The following is an 18,605-nucleotide window of genomic DNA, read 5'->3' as shown; positions in this document are numbered from 1 at the left end:
GGCGGCGTTCAGGGTCATGCGCAGCTCCATGGTTTCATTTTGGTCTTGTGCCGCGCCGATGGCGCTTACGGTAGCCTTCGGCGCAGAAAAAAGGCCCCGGCATCGCTGCCGGGGCCAGCGGAAGGCGGCCACGCGACCGCCCTCCCGGGGATGGATCAGAAGCGCGCGGTTCCCGTCAGCGAGAAGACGCGGCCGTTCTTGTACAGCGCGGTCGGGGCCGACGGCGTGCTGCTATACTGGTAATAGGTCTCGTCCAGCAGGTTCGACGCATTCGCCGTCACGCGGAAATGGTCGTTGATGTTGTACGACGCCGAGAAGTCGAGCTGGCGATAGGAATCGGTGAAGTTCGACGACTGGAGACGCCCGAAGCCATAGAAATATTTCGAGCGGTAATTGTAGCTGAGCCGCGCCTGGAACGGTCCCTTCTCGAAATAGGGGACGATATTATAGGTGTTGCGCGACAGATAGGGCAGGCCCTGGCCCGCGACGGCGGTCTCGCCGCTGGCGAAGGTATAGTTGGACTGGATGCCGAAGCCCCAGATGATGTTGGCCTGTCCGGTCAGCGAGAAGCCGGTCACCGATGCCTTGCCGCCATTGACCGGGCGGTTGATGGCATATTTGTTGGTCAGGCCGGTCACCGCATTGGTGTATTCCACGCCCTGGCCGTCGGGGCCGTTGTCGACGACATTGCCGATATAGTTGGAGATGTCGCGGTAGAAGACCTCGCCCGACAGATAGCTGGCGGGGGCGAAATACCATTCCGCCGACAGGCCGAAATTGGTCGCGGCATAGGGCTTCAGGTCGGGATTGCCGCCCCCGCCGGTCTTCTGCGTGTCGTCGAGCGACAGCGAGCCCGCAAGGTCGCTGTAGCGCGGCCGGGCGATGACCTTGGCCGCCGCGCCGCGCAGCACGACGCTGGGCCCGGCGTCATAGGCGATGTTGAACGCAGGCAGGAAGCGGTCGTCGTTGCGCGGCGCCGTCACCAGCCTGGCCTGCCCCGCCGAGGACAGATAATAGGTCGAGATGTCGCGGGTGCGGACGAAGCGACCGCCGATATTGCCGCGGAACTTGCCCGTCTCGTAATCGACCTGGACATAGGCCGTGCCGATCCGTTCCTGCACCTGGAAGAAGGAGCCGGTGTCGAGCGGACGGGTGATGTTCAGCGTGCCGGGCGCGTTCAGCGCCTTGATCGCGGCTTCCTTGGTCAGCGTGGCATAGGGCACCGCGTTGCCGGTGGTCGACAGCCCGTCATAGACGCTGCCGCTCAGCACATAGGAGCCCAGATCGGCCAGGGTGAAGAAGTTGTTGGTATAGGTCGCGCCGCCATAGGTGGTCTGGCGGTTGTCATGGATGTTGGCGCGCACCCCGAAGCGCACCGTCTTCAGCAGGCCGCTGTCGAGGTCGTGCGCGAAGTCGACCTGGCCGAACTTCTCCTGGTCGACGGTGTTCTCGGCGCGGGTGATGCCGCCGATCTGCGCGCCATAGAAGCCTTGGCCGTTGGTCGCGGCCAGTACTGCGGCATCCTTGCGCAGGCTGGATTCGGCGGGCGAGGTGCTGATCCACTGGGTGCCGTCGCTGGCCGGGCTGTCCCAGTTCAGCATGGTGTTGCGGCCGTTCGCGCCGACGGTGAAGCCCTGGCGCGTGCGGAAGTTCAGCAGATATTCGGGGTCCTTGCCGCCGGTCGCGCGGGTATAGCCGGCATTGCCGGTGATCTTCCACCCATCGACCTCCCAGTCGAACAGCGCGCTGTAGCTGTCGTTCGTGATGCGGGTGCGACGGAAATTGGTGTCGAGTTCGCCCATCCAGGTCTTGCTGGTGCTGGGCTGCGCGGCGAAGGTGGCCGAGGTGATCAGGCCGTTGCTGATCGTCGCGGCGGTCAACTGCGACCCGCGCGTGTTGTAGCTATATTCGGAATTGCTGAAATTGTCGTAATTGCCGCGGATCACGATCGCATTGGCGGTCAGGGTGAAATTGTCCGTCGGCCGGAACTGCATCGTGCCGGTGAAGCCCAGGCGCTGGCGCGTCTGCTGGAAATATTCATGCGCCAGATAGGCGGGAAGACGGGCGGTCTTCAGGTCGTTGACCGTGCCCCCGGTGATCTTGGCGTTCGGGTTGATCAGCACCGTCTGGCCCGACCCGTCGGTGGTCGTGAACTGCTGGCCGGTCAGATAGCCATAGACCGCGACACCGGCGCGGGCGAGGTTTTCCTTGTCATAGTTGACCGAGCCCAGGACCGCGAAGGTGTCGCTGTCATTGTGCCAGCTATACAGCGCCGATCCGCGGAAATTCCCCTTGGCCGAGCGGTCGTTATACTCATAGCCGCCGGTCGCGGTCAGCGTGCCCGGCTTCAGGTCCAGCGGCTTGCGCGTGACGATGTCGACGGTCCCGCCGATCGCGCCTTCCTGCAGCCGCGCCTCGGGCGTCTTGTAGACGACGGCCTGGCTGATGATCTCGGGCGAGAGCAGCGAATAGTTGAAGGTGCGGCTCGACCGGTCGCCGGGATTGCCGCCCCAGTCGGCCGAGGCGATCGAGTGGCCGTCGATCAGCACGCGGTTCAGCGCCGGCTCGACACCCGCGATGGAGACCTGCTCGCCCTCGCCGAACTGGTGGTCGACCGTCACGCCGGGCAGGTGCGACAGCGATTCCGCGACATTGGTATCGGGGAACTTGCCGACATCCTCGGCGCTGATGACGTCGACGATCGCATTGGTCTTGCGCTTGGTGTCGATCGCGTCCTGAAGGCTCTTGCGGATGCCGCGCACGACGATGTCGTTTTCCTGGCCGACGGCGCTTTCGTCCTGGGTCGGCGTGGTGGCGCTGGTCGATTCGGTGATGGACTGGGCCTGCGCGGTGCCGGTCAGGCCCGCCAGGATGGTGGTCGCGAGAATGCAATTGCGCAGGCGCATGATGGTAACCCCCCCTTTGTCCGGCCCGCCCCCCCATTGGTGCAGGCCGTGCTTCGGCCGTCTTCGCGACGGGCGAACGGCGATCGGGTGTCGATCCTCCCGGCGATCGACGACCTTCCGCCTGACTTGGGAAGATACCAATTAATGCCAAATAGGCCACCAAAAAAAATACAATATCATGTATGATGCATACAGGATCCTAATTCATTGCAGAACCAAGACATTCGCTGCCGCTCCGGGGCGGGGTGTCCGAAAAGGATGCGCACACCCGGCCGCGCGACGGTGGCGACGGGCCGAATCAAACGCGCGGAGGTGCCCCGCCTGGATGCGGCAACCGGCCGCCTCTGATCCCGCGCCTCAGGGCCTGTCGAGCATCGCCTGGCTCGGACACCCCGCCGGCACCGGCCCCGGCCCGGGACGATAGACCAGCCGCACGCGGGCAGGCCCGGTCGGAATGCAGGCGGCGAGGTGATAGTCGCGCGCCAGCACGTCGCGCAGCACGCCCCGCGTCGCACGGTTGCCGAAAGCGAAGCGCGGATAATCGTCGACGATCGCCCCCGGTCGTGTTGCCAGGATGCGGCGGATCTCGGCGACCGGATCGACGCCGATCGCCTCCGCGCTCGCCTCGTCCCGGGTGTTGAGATGGCCGGGAAAGACCCATTTCGACGGCAGGCAGCTATGCGTCATCATGTAGAGCGCCGGATAGCCGTCATAGACATAGAGACAGCCGCGCGCCGGTGTTGCCGCCTGGGCGACGGCCAGCGCCTCGGCCGCGCCGCCCTTGGTCCGCTCGCTCAAGTGCAGCACGATCTGCCCCGCTGCGAAGATCGCGAGCATGAACGCCGCGATCCCGCCGCGCCGCCAGCGGGCCAGCGCGGGCGCGGCGACCAGCACGGCGGGCAGAACGACGGGCAACGCATAATGCGGGCTGCCGAACCGGCCGTAGAGCAGCACCGCCGCGCCCGTGACCGCCAGCCAAACCAGCAGGAAGCGGAAGCCTTCCCGCCGCTCGGCCGGGACACGCCGCCACGGCCGCCCGAAGCCGATCACCAGCACGAGCGGCGACAGGATGCCGATGCACGTCGCCAACCCCTCCAGCTCGTCGGCGAGCGGCCGCGCCGCCTGTCCGCCGAGCGAGATGAAATTGGCAAACACCCAGGCTTGCCCGTGCCCGGCTGCGGCATAGACCCCGAACGCCACCAGCGTCGGCAGCAGCGCCAGCGCGACCCAGACCAAGGCCATCCCCGCCAGCCGCCCCACCGGCACCCGCGCGCGCCAGCCGAGCCAGAGCAGGATGCAGCCGAACGCGAACCCCTCGGGCAGCACCGAATATTTGACCTGGAGCGCGCAGCCGACCGCCCCCATCGCCACCGCGCCGCACGGGAACAGCCACCCCCGCCGCTCGACCGCGCGCAGGATCGCGGCTCCGGCGACCAGGATCAGCGCGTTGTAGAAGACCGGGGACTGGCCCCCCTCCCCCTCCATCAGGTCGAGCCACAGGATATAGAGGATCGCCGCCACGATCGCCGCGCCCGGCCCGGCGAACGCCCGCGCGACCCGCTGGATACCGAAGGCGGTGGCGATCACGAAGCCGGTCGCGACCAGCTTATACGCCAGGAACCCGTCCCCCCCGAACAGCGCGCCCAGCCACCGCGCGCCCGCATAGAGCAGGAACAGCCCGATCGGCTTGCGATCGAAGATATCGACATAGGGCCAGGCACCGCCCAGCATCCGGTCGCCGACCAGCAGATAGAATTGCTCGTCGAACCCGATCACCGGATTGCCGAAGGTCCGCGCCCGCACCAGCAGCGCGACCAGCGCCAGCAGCAGCAGGACGCCGCCCTGCCCCAGCCTCGACTCCTGCCGCTGTCGTTCCCGGCCGATCCGCCGGTCCTGGCCCCGTTCGTCTCTCATGCCGGATGCGGGTGGGTCGCTTTGCGCGCGAAGGCAAGGACTAAGGAAGGGCAGGGAATCGGTCACGCGGCCAGCCATTCTGTTTTTTGCAACGATGCGTCGAAATCATTGCGTTTGCGCGTGCATGACAAGCCGTTAGGGGCTGACCATCATCAGCCATTTGCCGGGCGTCACGTGGCTTCGTTCCGGGCGCGGGGAGGTCTGGCGGGGGGCAGGCGCTTCGATTTCCAGACTGTTGGGGGAAACAGCCATGCGATCCATCGTCCGTTCATCCGTCATCGCCCTTGCGCTGGCCCTTGCGCCATCATCGCCGGGGATCGCGCAGGAACCGGCGGTGCCACCCCTGCCCACCAGTGCGCGCATACCCGTCAAGGTCATCGTCGTCGCCAATTTCGAACCCGGCCAGGACAAGGGCGACGTGCCCGGCGAGTTCCAGCTCTGGGCCGAGCGCGAGCATCTCGACCAGGTCATCCCGCTGCCCGGTACGACCCACCCGCTGCGCCGCAATGCACAGGGCCTGTATGGCATGGTCTGGGGCGGCACCGGCACGTTGTTCAGCGACAATGGCCAGCAGTTGATCGGCCTGTTGATGGACCCCCGGTTCGACTTCACCAGGACATATTGGCTGTTCACGGGGATTTCCGGCGTCGATCCCGCCGTCGCGTCGGTCGGCAGCGCGGCCTGGGCGCGCTGGGTGGTGCAGGGCGACACGTTGCGCGAATTCGACGACCGCGACGTGCCCAGATCCTGGCCCTATGGCCTTTTCGCCATCGGCGCGGACAGGCCCGACAGGCTGCCGACCAACGGCAAAGGCTTTGGCGGCAGCGACGACACATCCGGGCTGGGCATGGCGATCGAACTGAACCAGGGCCTGGCGCGCTGGGCGTTCGAACGGACGCGTTCGATCCCGATTCCCGATTCGCCCGCACTGCGCAAGGCGCGCGCCGCGTGGAAAGGCTATCCCAATGCCCAACGTCCGCCGTTCGTCCTGATGGGCGAAACGCTGGGGTCGCGCCGTTACTGGCATGGGGCCGGGCGGACCCGCTGGGCGCGCGACTGGGTCCGGTTGTGGACGCATGACAAGGGCGTGTTCGCCATGACCAACATGGAAAGCCAGACATTGGCCGGGGCGATCGAACTCGGTGCGAAGCTCAGGCTCGTCGACCCGGCGCGGGTCATGGTCCTGCGGACGGGCAGCAACCCGTCCATGCCCCCGCCCGGCATCGCCGCGACCGCCAGTGTCGGCGATGAAGGGCCCGGCCAGATGGTCGCCTATGAAGCCAATTACCGCGTCGGCGTGCCCGTCGTGCACGAGCTGCTCGACCATTGGGACATCTATGCCGACCGGGTGCCGGGCGGCGATACGGCCCCGAGCGACGCCGGAAGCGGCGCACCGCAGGGCGCTCGGTAAGAGGGGGGCGAGGACTGGGCCTTGGGAAAAGCCCGGCTTCGCGGTCGCGACGAATACGTCACGATAGGGTATCATTTCTGCGGCGGGTCATGCTAACGACCTGAACCATGGGTGGGATTTCCGGGCTATATCGGCTTCGATCAGGGCGCAGGGCCTCTTGCGCGTCCTGACCTTCCTTCATGGTTTCGAGCCCGGCGGGGTGGAGCGGATCGCGCTGCGCCTCGTCCGTCGCTGGCGCGCGACGGGGATCGACGCGCCCTTGTTCCTGGGGCGGACCGACGGCGCGATGGCCGAGGATGTCGGCCAGGGCCTGGACTTCGTGACGCCGCGTCGCCGCTGGCCCGGCATCGCGCATTGGGAGACGATCTGGATGGTCGCCACCCTGCCCCGCGCGGTCCGCACGATCCGGCCGGACATCATGTTCTGCGCCGGCAACACCTATGCCTTTGTCGCGGTGATGCTGAAGCTGATGCTGGGTCGCGACTGCCCGCCGATCGTCGCCAAGATCAGCAACAATCTGGACCGCGAGGACGCCTCCTGGGTCTATCGGCTCTTCTATCGGCTGTGGCTGCGGATCCAGGGGCTGGCGATCGACCATTTCGTCGGCATGGAAAAGCCGATGCGCGCCGAGATCGTGCAGGGCGTGGGCGTGTCGCCCGCGCGCGTGGCGATCATCCCCGATCCCGCGCTGTCCGAGGCGCAGATCCTGGCGTTGCGCGAACCCGTGGCCGCGTCGCCAAGGGCGGAAGGGCGCCGCTTCGTCACCATCGCGCGGCTCGCGCCGCAGAAGAACCTCGCGCTGATGCTGCGCGGCTTTGCGGGCGGCAGCGGCCCGGCCGACACGCTGACCCTGTTCGGCGACGGGCCGGAGCGACCCGCGCTGGAGGCGCTGGCGGCGACGCTGGGGATTGCCGACCGGGTCGACTTCCGCGGCTATGTCGCCAACCCCGCCGGGTTGCTGGCCGATTACGACATGCTGTTGCTGTCGTCGCATTATGAAGGCGTGCCCGCCGTCATCCTGGAGGGGCTGGCCGCCAATATCGGCATCATCGCCACCGATTGCAGCCGGTCGATGGCCGCGCTGTTGCAGCAGGGGGCGCTGGGCACGCTGGTCCCGGTCGGCGACGAGGCGGCATTCGCGGCCGCGATCGCCACCGCCCGGCCGGGAACCCAGGATGCGCGCCGGACCCTGCACCAGGCGCGGCGCTTCACCATCGAGCATGGTGCGGACCATTATATCCGGGTGATGCACGGCGTGCTGCGCCGTCGCACCGCCCCGTCCCCCACCGCCCTGATCGCCGAGCCGGTCGCGCCGCGATCCTGAGACACAGGCCGTCTCCCCCATTGCGATCGGGTCCAAGCCCTTCGATCGCCACGAGATTTTCAACACAGCCGAAGCAGGATTCCGGCAAGTCAAGCCTTGCCGGAGGATTCGCCATAATTGTGACATGATCGCCACAGTATTTGTCGACATCACGTCGGCGATGGGAGTGGCTGGACGATGCGAGGCGGTTGGCGGCGGGCGGGCGGCACGGGATCGACGGCGACCGTCCTGGCGCTGATCATGCCCCTGGCGGCCCAGGCCCAGGACAAAGCATCGCCAACCGAGCCACCGCCCCCCGAAATCACCGTCACCGGCAAACGCATCCCCGGTTCGATCATCGGCGCGGTCGAGCCGGTCGCGGTGCTCGACGCCCAAGCGCTGGAGGCGCTGGGCGCGACCAGCCTCAGCGACCTGATGAAGAAGATGAAGGCGCTGACCAGTTCGGCCGGCGGGGGCGATCCGGTGATGCTGCTCAACGGCCGGCGCGTGTCGGGCTTCGCCGAATTCCAGTCGCTGCCCTATGAGGCGATGGAGCGGGTCGAGGTGCTGCCCGAACAGGAGGCGGCGCGATTCGGCTATCCGCCGACCGTCCGGGTGATGAACTTCATCACCAAGAAGAAATTCCGCGCGGTCACGGTCTTCGACCTGCCCAGCCTCGCGACCGACGGGGGCGGCACGACCAACTATGCCGAAGTCACCTCGGCGCGGATCGACGGGCCGCGCCGCCTGACCTTCCGCGCCTCGCACCTGCACGTCGCTCCGATCCTCCAGAGCCAGCGCGACATCGCCCCCGATCCCGATGGGCTGTTCGCGACGACGGGCAATGTGACGGGGGTGAACGGGGCCAGCCTGGACCCCCGGCTCGACCTGCTGGCGGGGCGTGCGGTGACGGTGGCCGGGGTGCCGACCGACCCGGCCGCGCGGCGCTCGCTGGCCGCCTATGCCGATCGCCCGGCGATGGTCACCGATCTGGGCCGGTATCGCACGCTCCAGCCCCTGACCGACACCATCGAGGCCGAAGGCGGCCTGGCCTCTCCCATCGGCAAGAGCCTGTCCGGTTCGCTGACCCTGTCGATGATGGCCAACCAGAACAAGGGGTTGAACGGCCTCGCCCCCGCGACGCTGCGCGTGCCGGGCGGGCTAGGGGCATTTCCCTTCGGGCCCGACACGCTCCTCTATCGCTATCTGCCGGACAGCGTGCTGCACCAGCGGACGACCAGCATGGCGCTCCATGCCGGGGGGACGCTGTCGGGCGATGTCCGCCGCTGGAGCTGGGCGGTGACGGGCAATTACGACCATCTGGTCGCGCGCAACATGTCCGAGACCGGGGTGCCGCTGGACGCGCTCCAGTCGGCGATCGAGGCGGGCGGCGATCCGATGGCGGCGATCGACCCCACCACCGCCGCGCGGCGCGACATCCATCGCAGCCGCACGGCGTCCGACACGATAGGGATCAAGGCGACCGCCAATGGCCCGGTCGTCCGCCTGCCCGCCGGGGAAGCGCTGCTGACCATCGCCACCGACTATAGCCGGATCGACAGCGCCGCGACGCGCATTGCCACCGCATCCGCCCAGGGTGGGCTGTCCGCTCAGGGGCCGGTCGAGGGCATCGGGCGCACCATGCGCGGCGCCACCGTCAATGCGACCGTGCCCATCGCCTCGTCGCGCGAGGGACCGCTGTCCTTCCTGGGCGAAGTCCAGTTGAGCGCCATGGCGGGCATATCCGACGTGTCGGACTTCGGACGGCTGAACACCTCCAATCTGGGGCTGAACTGGACGCCGTTCCGCCCGCTCCAGCTCAACGCCTCGGTCAATGTCGCGCAGGCCGCGCCTGCCGTCACCCAGTTGGTCGCGCCGATGCTGACCACACCCAACACGCCCTTTTTCGACTATGTGACCGGGCGCAGCACGCTCGTCACCACCATCGCGGGCGGCAATCCCGAACTGGCGCCCGAGAAGCGGCGGATCACGACGCTGGGCCTCGCGGTGCAGCCGATCAGGGGCAAGGAGATCCGCCTCGGCCTCGATTATCTCGACACGCGGATCGACAATCAGGCGGCCTCGCTGGGCGGGGCGACCCCGGCGTTCCAGCGGGTCTTTCCCGACCTGTTCGCCCGCGACGCGCTGGGCCAGCTCGTCAGCGTCGATCTGCGCCCGGTCAACCTGGCGTTCGAGCGCGAGCGCAAGCTGCGCCTGACCCTCACCGTCAGCGGGCCGCTGGGCCGGACTCCCCCGCCCCCCGCCGCCCCCACCGCCGCACCCCCCGCGCCGGATGCCGCCCGCACCAGCCCTCCGCCGCGCCCACCCAGGCCGCGCCCCTATGCGTCGCTGTCGGCGACGACCAGCTATCGCCTGGAGGACCGGCTGACGCTCAGGACCGGGGGGCCGGTGCTCGATCTGCTCGACGGCGCGACGCTCACCGGCACGGGCGGGCGGCCGCGCTGGGCCGTCGATGTGAACGGCTTCTTTTCCTATGACCTGGTCAATATCGGGGTGTTCGGCCTCATCCAGGGCCCGACCCGTATCCGCAGCGACATCGCCGCGTCCGACCTGCGTTTTTCGGGACTGACCTCGCTGGCGTTCTTCAGTTCGATCGATGCGCACAAGCTGATCGACAGGCCATGGACCGACAAGATGCGGATCCACTTCACGGTCGACAATCTGCTCAACGACCGGATCAACGTCACCGATCGCGACGGCCGGACCCCCAATCGCTTCCAGCCCGCGCTGATCGACCCGGTCGGCCGCGCGATCCGGGTCGGGGTGCGCAAGCTGTTCTGAGCGCCTGGCCGCAAAGCTGAACGCCACAGAACAATCGCGTTCAGCGTCGGGAAGCGGAGCGTGTCGTAGACCCGTTCCATGCCCGATCGGGGGCATGGAGGAAGCCGTCATGAAGATGACCCGTATCGTTGTCGCCGGCCTCGCGATCGCGACGCTGGGCTTGAGTGCGAATGCCAGTGCGCAGGAATGGGGACCGCCCCCGCCTCCGCCCCCTCCGGGCTGGGGTGGGCCTCCGCCCCCGCCACCGCCCCCCGCACCGCCTCCCCCGCCGCGCTGGGGTGGCTATTATGGCGGCGGCTATGGCTGGCGCGATGCGGGCTATGGATACCGGCCCTATTACCGGCCGCATCACCGCTGCTGGACCGAGTATCGCGGCTGGGAGCGGGTGCGCATCTGCCGCTGACCGGGCGTGATCTTGCAAGGAAAGGCGAGCCCCTCCCCTTCAGGGGAGGGGTTGGGGTGGGGCCTCTCTACCGGGCGATGCGCGCGTGGAACCGCCCCACCCCCTGCCCCTCCCCTGAAGGAGAGGGGTGTATCGATTGGAAGGCCTCCCGCAGCGGAGGGCGCAGATCGATCAGTCCGAGCCGAAGATGTCGCGGGTGAACAGCTTGTCCGCGCTGTCGGCCAGTTCGGGGTCGTTGCGGTTGGCGATGATGACGTCGCTGTCCTGCTTGAACGCGGCCAGGTCGCGGTACACCTTCGACCCGAAGAACGCCTCTTCGTGCAGCGACGGTTCGTAGACGACGACCTCGATCCCCTTGGCCTTGATCCGCTTCATGATGCCCTGGATCGAGGATTGCCGGAAATTGTCCGACCCCGCCTTCATCGTCAGGCGGAAGATGCCGACCCGCCTGGGGCGCCTGGCGATGATCTGGTCGGCCAGGAAATCCTTGCGGGTGCGGTTGGCGTCGACGATCGCGCGGATCAGGTTCTGCGGCACGCTGGTATAGTTGGCCAGGAGCTGCTTGGTGTCCTTGGGCAGGCAATAGCCGCCATAGCCGAAGCTGGGATTGTTGTAATGCGTGCCGATCCGCGGATCCAGGCCGACGCCCTGGATGATCTGGCGCGTGTCCATGTCGCCGGCGATCGCATAGCTGTCCAGCTCGTTGAAGAAGGCGACGCGCATCGCCAGATAGGTGTTGGCGAACAGCTTGATCGCCTCGGCCTCGCGCGTGCCGGTGAACAGGACGTCGATATCGGTCTTTTCCGCGCCCTGGACCAGCAGCTCGGCAAAGGTCCGCGCCCGCGCCGAATCCTCGCCGACGATGATCCGCGACGGGTGGAGATTGTCGTAGAGCGCACGCCCCTCGCGCAGGAATTCGGGGCTGAAGATCACCTGCTGCGTGTCCAGCCGCGCGCGGACATCGTCGACGAAGCCGACCGGGATGGTCGACTTGACGACCACGGTCGCGCCGGGCGCATGGGTCTTGGCCAGCGCGATGACCGCTTCCACCGAGGCGGTGTTGAAGCTGTTGGTGTCGACATCGTAATTGGTCGGCGTGGCGACGATGACATAATCGGCGCCCGACAGCGCCGCGGCCGCGTCGGTGGTGGCCGACAGGTTCAGTTCGCGGCTGGTCAGGAAATCCTGCAACTCGGCATCGATGATCGGCGAGGTCCGCGCCTCGACCATCGCCACCCGCTCGGGCGAGATGTCGACCGCGACGACGTCGTTATGCTGCGCCAACAGCACCGCATTGGACATGCCGACATAACCCAGGCCGAAAACGGCAATCTTCATTCGCTGCTTCCCCAGACAGGCGGCTGAACGAGCGGTACCATCGATATGCCCGCCAGCTCCCATTGCGACGTTCCCTTGGTGCCATGCATGAGTGGTCCGGCAAGGGCAAATGTTGTGGCAAGGACGCGAGGGATCGAATCCTGGCCGCTGTCCCATTTCGGGTGTTCCCGGACAAAGCGATCATCCGTCGGCGATGGTAACGTGACGAAAAGGCCGATGGTGCATAACCTCCGGTCACCGATGCCTGGTCGGCCGGGATGTCCGGCCAATGTCGCCGGCCCAGTGGAAGGCCCAGTGGAAGGCCCAGTGAAAGGAGTGCCCTTCATCATTTCCGATCGCCACACCCGGACCGGACGCTTCGCCCCATGCGCATCCTCGTAACTGGTGGGGCCGGTTTCATCGGATCGGCGCTGGTCCGCCATCTGATCCGGCACAGCGGGCATGAGGTGCTCACCCTCGATGCCCTCACCTATGCCGCGACGCTGACGGCGCTGGCGCCGGTCGCCGACGATCCGCGCTATCGCTTCGTCCAGGCGGACGTGTGCGACGCGGCCGCGGTCGGCCGTGCAATCCGCGGCTTTCGCCCCGATGTCATCACCCATCTCGCGGCCGAGAGCCATGTCGACCGCTCGATCGACGCGCCCGCCGCCTTCATCGACACCAATGTCGTCGGCACCTTCACCATGCTGAACGCCGCCCATGCCTATTGGCAGGGCCTGCCCCCGGTGGAACGGGCGCGGTTCCGCTTCCACCATATCTCGACCGACGAGGTGTTCGGCTCTCTGGGCGACACCGGCGCCTTCACCGAGTCGACCCCCTATGATCCCCGCTCCCCCTATTCGGCCAGCAAGGCGGCGTCGGATCATCTCGTCAGCGCCTGGGGCCATAGCTATGGCCTGCCGGTGATCCTCACCAACTGCTCGAACAATTACGGCCCCTATCACTTTCCCGAGAAGATGATCCCGCTGATGATCGTCAAGGCGCTCGGCGGAGAGAGGTTGCCCGTCTATGGGCGCGGCGAGAATGTGCGCGACTGGTTGTATGTCGAGGATCATGTCCGTGCGCTCCAGGCCGTGTTCGAGCGGGGCGCGCCCGGACGGCGCTATAATATCGGCGGGAATGCCGAGCGGCGGAATATCGATGTGGTGCGGGCGCTGTGCGCGCTGCTCGACCGGCTGCACCCGCGCCCCGACGGTCGATCCTATGCCGGGCAGATCGACTTCGTCGCGGATCGCCCGGGGCATGACCTGCGCTATGCGATCGACGCCACGCGCATCCGCGAGGAACTGGGCTGGGCACCGCAGGAGAGTTTCGAGACAGGTCTCGAAAAGACGGTGCGCTGGTATCTGGCCAACGCGGATTGGTGGCGGCCGATCCTTGCGGAGCGGGCGGCCGACCAGCGGCGCGGGCTGGCGCAGTCGCCTAACGGGTTCTTCAATGCTTCGCGTTAGGATGACGCCATGAAGGGCATCATCCTGGCGGGCGGCACCGGCACGCGGCTGCATCCGGCGACGTTGGTCGTCAACAAGCAGCTCTTGCCCGTCTATGACAAGCCGATGGTCTATTATCCGCTGTCGGCGCTGATGCTCGCCGGTATCCGCGAGATCCTGATCATCTCCAGCCCCGACTCGCTGCCGCATTACCGCGGACTGTTCGGCGATGGCAGCGCGCTGGGCCTCGCCATCGCCTATGCCGAGCAGCCGCGGCCCGAGGGGCTGCCCCAGGCGTTCACGATCGGCCGCGACTGGCTGGCCGGGGAGCCCGTCATGCTGGTGCTGGGGGACAATATCTTCTTCGGCAACGGCCTGGGGTCGATGCTGCGCCGCGTGGTCGCCGATGTGCGCGCCAGGGGCGGGGCGACCGTCTTCTCCTACCGGGTCGAGGACCCGGAGCGTTACGGCGTCATCGCCTTCGACGAATCGGGGCGCGCCATATCGATCGAGGAGAAGCCCGAGCAGCCAAGGTCGCGCTTCGCCATGACCGGCCTCTATCTCTTCGATGCAAAGGTATGCGATCACGCCGCCACCCTGGCCCCTTCGGCGCGCGGCGAACTGGAGATCACCGACCTCGCCCGCCGCTATATGGAGGCGGGGACGCTGCGGGTCGAAGCGATGGGGCGTGGGTTCGCCTGGCTCGACACCGGCACCCATGACAGCCTGCTCGAGGCGGCCGAGTTCGTTCGCACGATCCAGCACCGCCAGGGCATCCAGATCGCCTGTCTCGAGGAAATCGCCTATCTCCAGGGCTTCATCCCGCGCGATATGGCCGAGGCGAAAGGCCATGCGCTGGCCAGGACCGCCTATGGCCGCGCCATCCTGGCGGCGATCGCGGAGGTTCCGGCGCCGCTGCCGTTCGGCGAGCGGCGCCAGGGCGACAGGCGCCAGGGCTGAGCGCGAAGCCCCCCTTATCCGCGCGTCAGGTACAATCCCCGCAGCCTGGCGATCTCCTTCGGTCCCAGGCCCATCTCGTCCTTGAGGTAACCCGCCATGCCGCCCGGATGGCGATCGATCACCGCGAACACCGCGTCGATATAGCGGCGGTCGACCCCGGCAAAGCCGCGCGCCGCCTCAGGCGACAGTTTCGCCCAGAAGCCGGTCGGATGCGCGGGCGGCGGGGCCATGTGCTGGTTGGAGAGGAGATAATCCGCGATGATCGTCGCCCTCGGCACGCCCAGCGCCGACAATAGCAGCGCGGCCGCCACCCCCGTCCGGTCCTTGCCCGCCGTGCAGTGGAAGGCGAGCGGGGCATGGCCCGCCAGCAGCTCGGCGAACATGCGGGCATATTGCCCCCGGAACTGGTCGAGCAGTTTCGGATAGGTCGCCGTCATCGCCGACACGACCTGCTCATGCGTCCAGGTCGACGGATCGCCGGGCAGCATCATGCCGCTCATGTCGAGCGCATAATCGTCGCTCAGGACCTTGGGGCTGTGCCCGGCGGGCCAGAGCGTCGGCTCTGTCGTCCGCTCGCGCGTGTCGCGAAAGTCGCAGACGGTGCGGATGCCGAGCTTTTGCAGATAGGCATAATCCGCCGAGGTCAGGTCGTGCATCTGGCCCGAGCGATAGAGCAGCCCCCATTTCACCATCCGCCCATCCGCCGTGCGATAGCCGCCCAGCTCGCGGAAATTGCGCCCGCCCTGAAGCGGCAGGACGCGGACATGCGCCGGGGCGGCGACGGGAGCGGGAGCGGACGCCCCCACCCCCACCGGCGCCGCCAGCAACGCCGCGATCGCGATCACCCCGCGCATCAGAACTTCACCGTGGCTTCGAGGCCATAGGTGCGCGGTTCGTTGAAGAAGCCCGACACGCCGGTCAGCGTGCTCAGCCCCTTGTAGAACATATGCTGCTCGTTCAGCAGGTTGCGCGCCCAGGCCGAGACGCTGAGCTGCGCGCCCGTGTCGTTCAGCGCGATGTCGGCCACGCCGATCCGGCCGTTGACGACGAAGCCCGGCTCGCCCTTGGGCTGGCTCACCCCCGGCGCGGGATCGTTATAGCTGGCATAGAAGCCGCTGTCGTAATTGCCGTCCAGATGCGCGACCAGGCGGTAATCGCCCATCGGCCGGTCATAGTCGATCGACCCGCTCGCGGCGTGCGCGGGGGTATAGACCGGATAGATCTTGATCGGCGTCGTCACGATCACGCCGCTCGCCCCTTGCGGGAAGGGGTTCACCGTCGGCGGGATGGTCACGTCGTTATAGGAATAGCTGGCGCTGAACGTCAGGCCCGCCATCGGCGCGACGGTCAGCTCCGCCTCGAACCCCTTGGCGCGGCCGGCGCCGGGGGCGTTGGTCGTCTCGATCGTGGTGCGGTTGGTCTGGAGCAGGTTGCCCTGCGCATCGACCTGAAGGTAATTGGCCTGGAAGTCGATCTGGATCGCCTTGTACGCGCCGGTATAGGCGGCCAGGTTCAGGCGGACGCGACGGTCCAGCAACTCGGTCTTCGCGCCGATCTCGAACATCGACAGCGTTTCCGGGTTGAACGGCGCATAGCGCAGCGAGCGCGAATTGGCGCCGCCCGACTTATACCCCTCCGACCATTTGCCATAGACATGCATGTCGCTGGTCACGTCATAGGCCAGCGTCAGCAGCGGGTCGACGCGCGACCAGCTCGCGTCCAGCCCGCGCGGGGCCACCACGCCATCGACATTGGGCGTCTTGCCGTTGACGATGAAGAGCTGCCCCTTCTTCATGTCGCGGGTGTAGCGCGCGCCCGCGGTGACGTGCAGCCGGTCCTGGAGCAGCGCCGGGGTCCAGGTCGCCTGGCCGAACGCGCCGATGCTGCGCGTCGTGATCCGGCTGGCGCGGTCGAAGGGGACGGTGGCGATGTTGTAGGTCGCCACGGTCGCGGCGGTGCCGTCGGCGTTCCACGTCATCGTGTTGAACGCCTGGGCATTGTCGGTGGTGTGCTCGCGATAGGCCATCGCGCCCGCGACATATTTCAGGCGCGGCGTGTCGCCGATCAACTGGATCTCCTGGCTGAACTGGTTCTGCGCGAAGCCCGCCAGGCTGTAGCGGCTGAACGCGCCGTTCGGCTTGTAGGTGGTGCTGTTCTGGCCGCCATTGTCATATTGGCTCTGGTCGAGTTCGCGGTACGCGGTGATCGACTTGAGCTGAAGCCCCGGCGCCAGGTCGAGGCCCAGCGTCAGCCGATGGCCGTGCGTCCTGCCGATGCTGTCCTGCTGCGGCACGCCGAGGCTGGCGGTGCGGACGCGCTCGGGCTGGAGCGGCAGCGCGGGCGCGCGGGTCAGCGTGCCGTTGGTGATCGCCTGGAGGTAGAGCGGGGTCGAGGCGTCGTACGAGGTGTCGAAGGCATAGTCGGCGCTGACGCCGTCTTCCGGCTTCCACAACACCTCGACATGCGCGCCGTGCCGGTCGAACGCGTTGAAGTCCGACTGGCCGGGCAGCGGGTTGGTGACCAGGCCCCCGCGCTTGGTGACGATGCCGTCCAGCTTCACGCTGAAATTGTGCCATTCGGGCAGGTTGAGATGCGCCTCGGCCTTGTGGGACGCGAAATTGCCGATGCCCGCGGTCGCGGTCAGGCCGAATTCGCCGGTGGGCTTCCTGGTGACGATGCTGACCGCGCCGCCTTCGGTATTGCGGCCGAACAGCGTGCCCTGGGGGCCCTTCAGAACCTCGATGCTCTCGATATCGTAGAGCGCGGTGCCCAGCCCCTGGGCGCGGCCCAGATAGACGCCGTCGATATAGACGCCGACGCCTTGGTCGCGCGCGGGCTGGTTGCTGTCGGCCAGCACGCCGATGCCGCGGATGTTCATGATCAGCGCGGAGTTGCGCGAGTAGAAGGGCGCGACGCGAAGCGACGGGATCGCGCCGTCCTGAAGGTCGACCAGCGACTGGACATGGCGGTTCTTCAGGTCGTCGGCGGACAGGACCGAGATGGCGATCGGCGTCTGCTGCAGGCTTTCGGGGCGCTTCTGCGCGGTGACGATGATGTCGGCCAGCGAACCGTTGCTATCGGTCTTCTGGTCGTCGGGCGCGGTCGTCTTGGCCGGTTCGGGATCGGCCGCAAGAGCAGGCGTGGCGATCAGCAGGGCCAGGACGCTGGACGCAAGGAACCGTCCCGCGAAACGCGGGTTCGTAGAGATCATGACAGGATTTCCCCCCAAGGACTATGCGTCGGTCCCTTGGTGCCGGTTCGTTGCGCCTTGATGACATCGGGGGGCATGCGGTCGGTTTTTTGATGACAATTGCGTCATCTTTTGGGTGAGCTGCTATCCGCTCCGACTTGAAACCACGGGTCGCGACCTTCAAGATGTGCGATCACCACGCACGGCGCTTCATCTGCCTTGCACAACAAGGCGCAAAGTCGCGAACATGGACGAGATTGAAGTCGATGGCGTTTTAAGAGATCTGCGGCATCTTCGCAGTTTTGTGGTCACCCTGCCGGGCAAGGGTAAGGATGGGGCGGATCTGCGGGTTCGTATTTCCCTCGGTTTGCATACCATCTCGCAAGGGTGTGAGCGAGGCGAGCATCAGCTGGAAGACGAGAATGGCAAGCCACGGCGGTTCTGCGAGGATCGCTACGCCTTTTCGCTTGGCCTACCCGAACTGTCGAAGCGAATGGTTGAGCAGAATTACTTCTGCTGGGACTCCATCGACCGGAATCGGGCGATGAACTATGCGGTTATCGATATCGCGCCCGGTCGTGTCCGCGAGCTGGCCGACGGAGAGCATCAGGTGGTATTCTTCTACCTATACCCCAGCAGGCAGCACGAAGCCGATGTGAACCTGATGATTACGAGCTGTTACCTGCGCAAGGTGATCTTCAGTCACGTCAAGCGGCGCTATAACATGCACACGCTCTTACGCACCTGCCTGTACGAGGGAAAGCGGCTGCCATAACCAGAAAGGGCCCCCGCTTTAGGCGGAGGCCCTTCAAAGGTGCGGGTGTGCCTTACCGTGGTGTACCGGCCATATAGGCGCACATGCTGCGGCGACCGTGTTACCGGAAGCCCCGCTGTCCGTAGCTGATCCTTCAATGCCACAAGGTCGTAAAAGGTTCAATAAAAACTTGA

The 18,605-nt window shown here is 66.8% G+C and carries 12 protein-coding genes; 7 read left to right on the top strand and 5 right to left on the bottom strand.

Annotation, left to right across the window (positions count from 1 at the left end; genetic code table 11):
* Positions 1-155: 155 nt before the first annotated feature.
* Positions 156-2,906: a TonB-dependent receptor gene (locus tag ABDV78_RS14325; protein ID WP_343528081.1), complete on the bottom strand. Its 2,751-nt coding sequence runs from the start codon at positions 2,904-2,906 to the stop codon at positions 156-158.
* 357 nt (positions 2,907-3,263) lie between these two features.
* Entirely contained in the window at positions 3,264-4,820 is a 1,557-nt protein-coding gene (locus tag ABDV78_RS14320) for a hypothetical protein (RefSeq protein WP_343528080.1), read from the bottom strand.
* 250 nt (positions 4,821-5,070) lie between these two features.
* Here ABDV78_RS14320 and ABDV78_RS14315 point away from each other — a divergent pair, with 250 nt between their 5' ends.
* The 4 genes from ABDV78_RS14315 to ABDV78_RS14300 all read left to right on the top strand — a co-directional run bounded on the left by ABDV78_RS14315 (position 5,071) and on the right by ABDV78_RS14300 (position 10,739).
* Positions 5,071-6,231 carry a purine nucleoside permease gene (locus ABDV78_RS14315; RefSeq protein WP_343528079.1) on the top strand — a complete coding sequence of 387 codons (1,161 nt, stop codon included), beginning with the start codon at positions 5,071-5,073 and terminating at the stop codon, positions 6,229-6,231.
* A gap of 157 nt (positions 6,232-6,388) precedes the next feature.
* On the top strand, positions 6,389-7,555 hold the full coding sequence (locus ABDV78_RS14310; protein WP_343528078.1) for a glycosyltransferase: 1,167 nt from the start codon (positions 6,389-6,391) through the stop codon (positions 7,553-7,555).
* Between the two features lie 177 nt (positions 7,556-7,732).
* Entirely contained in the window at positions 7,733-10,336 is a 2,604-nt protein-coding gene (locus ABDV78_RS14305) for a TonB-dependent receptor (RefSeq protein WP_343528077.1), read from the top strand.
* Between the two features lie 115 nt (positions 10,337-10,451).
* Positions 10,452-10,739 (top strand): hypothetical protein, encoded by a 288-nt coding sequence (locus ABDV78_RS14300; RefSeq protein ID WP_343528076.1) that lies wholly within the window; start codon positions 10,452-10,454, stop codon positions 10,737-10,739.
* A gap of 171 nt (positions 10,740-10,910) precedes the next feature.
* Here the strand turns inward: ABDV78_RS14300 and ABDV78_RS14295 are convergent, their stop codons facing one another.
* Positions 10,911-12,077, bottom strand: coding sequence for a nucleotide sugar dehydrogenase (locus ABDV78_RS14295; RefSeq protein WP_343528075.1), 1,167 nt, complete (start codon positions 12,075-12,077; stop codon positions 10,911-10,913).
* 365 nt (positions 12,078-12,442) lie between these two features.
* Here ABDV78_RS14295 and rfbB point away from each other — a divergent pair, with 365 nt between their 5' ends.
* Positions 12,443-13,528 (top strand): dTDP-glucose 4,6-dehydratase, encoded by a 1,086-nt coding sequence (gene rfbB / locus ABDV78_RS14290; RefSeq protein ID WP_343528074.1) that lies wholly within the window; start codon positions 12,443-12,445, stop codon positions 13,526-13,528.
* Between the two features lie 9 nt (positions 13,529-13,537).
* Positions 13,538-14,467 (top strand): glucose-1-phosphate thymidylyltransferase RfbA, encoded by a 930-nt coding sequence (gene rfbA, locus ABDV78_RS14285; RefSeq protein WP_343528072.1) that lies wholly within the window; start codon positions 13,538-13,540, stop codon positions 14,465-14,467.
* Between the two features lie 14 nt (positions 14,468-14,481).
* Here the strand turns inward: rfbA and ABDV78_RS14280 are convergent, their stop codons facing one another.
* Both ABDV78_RS14280 and ABDV78_RS14275 read right to left on the bottom strand, forming a co-directional pair.
* Positions 14,482-15,321, bottom strand: a complete 840-nt coding sequence (locus ABDV78_RS14280; RefSeq protein ID WP_343528070.1) for a tyrosine-protein phosphatase — start codon at positions 15,319-15,321, stop codon at positions 14,482-14,484.
* Positions 15,321-17,678 carry a TonB-dependent receptor gene (locus ABDV78_RS14275; RefSeq protein ID WP_343528068.1) on the bottom strand — a complete coding sequence of 786 codons (2,358 nt, stop codon included), beginning with the start codon at positions 17,676-17,678 and terminating at the stop codon, positions 15,321-15,323. The genes ABDV78_RS14280 and ABDV78_RS14275 overlap by 1 nt, the downstream gene beginning before the upstream one ends.
* A 226-nt stretch (positions 17,679-17,904) precedes the next feature.
* On the opposite strand from ABDV78_RS14275, the gene ABDV78_RS14270 reads away from it, so the two are divergent.
* Positions 17,905-18,432, top strand: coding sequence for a hypothetical protein (locus tag ABDV78_RS14270; RefSeq protein WP_343528066.1), 528 nt, complete (start codon positions 17,905-17,907; stop codon positions 18,430-18,432).
* Positions 18,433-18,605: the final 173 nt, after the last annotated feature.

This window comes from Sphingomonas sp. (genome assembly GCF_039594485.1).
In the GTDB taxonomy this organism is placed as follows: Bacteria; Pseudomonadota; Alphaproteobacteria; order Sphingomonadales; family Sphingomonadaceae; genus Sphingomonas.
This window is presented reverse-complemented; position numbering and strand designations above follow the sequence as displayed.

Coding starts and splice junctions, on each gene's coding strand:
- ABDV78_RS14325 (WP_343528081.1), bottom strand. CDS start 2,906: ATGCGCCTGCGCAATTGCATTCTCGCGACCACCATCCTGGCGGGCCTG.
- ABDV78_RS14320 (WP_343528080.1), bottom strand. CDS start 4,820: ATGAGAGACGAACGGGGCCAGGACCGGCGGATCGGCCGGGAACGACAG.
- ABDV78_RS14315 (WP_343528079.1), top strand. CDS start 5,071: ATGCGATCCATCGTCCGTTCATCCGTCATCGCCCTTGCGCTGGCCCTT.
- ABDV78_RS14305 (WP_343528077.1), top strand. CDS start 7,733: ATGCGAGGCGGTTGGCGGCGGGCGGGCGGCACGGGATCGACGGCGACC.
- ABDV78_RS14300 (WP_343528076.1), top strand. CDS start 10,452: ATGACCCGTATCGTTGTCGCCGGCCTCGCGATCGCGACGCTGGGCTTG.
- ABDV78_RS14295 (WP_343528075.1), bottom strand. CDS start 12,077: ATGAAGATTGCCGTTTTCGGCCTGGGTTATGTCGGCATGTCCAATGCG.
- rfbB (WP_343528074.1), top strand. CDS start 12,443: ATGCGCATCCTCGTAACTGGTGGGGCCGGTTTCATCGGATCGGCGCTG.
- rfbA (WP_343528072.1), top strand. CDS start 13,538: ATGAAGGGCATCATCCTGGCGGGCGGCACCGGCACGCGGCTGCATCCG.
- ABDV78_RS14280 (WP_343528070.1), bottom strand. CDS start 15,321: ATGCGCGGGGTGATCGCGATCGCGGCGTTGCTGGCGGCGCCGGTGGGG.
- ABDV78_RS14275 (WP_343528068.1), bottom strand. CDS start 17,678: ATGATCTCTACGAACCCGCGTTTCGCGGGACGGTTCCTTGCGTCCAGC.
- ABDV78_RS14270 (WP_343528066.1), top strand. CDS start 17,905: ATGGACGAGATTGAAGTCGATGGCGTTTTAAGAGATCTGCGGCATCTT.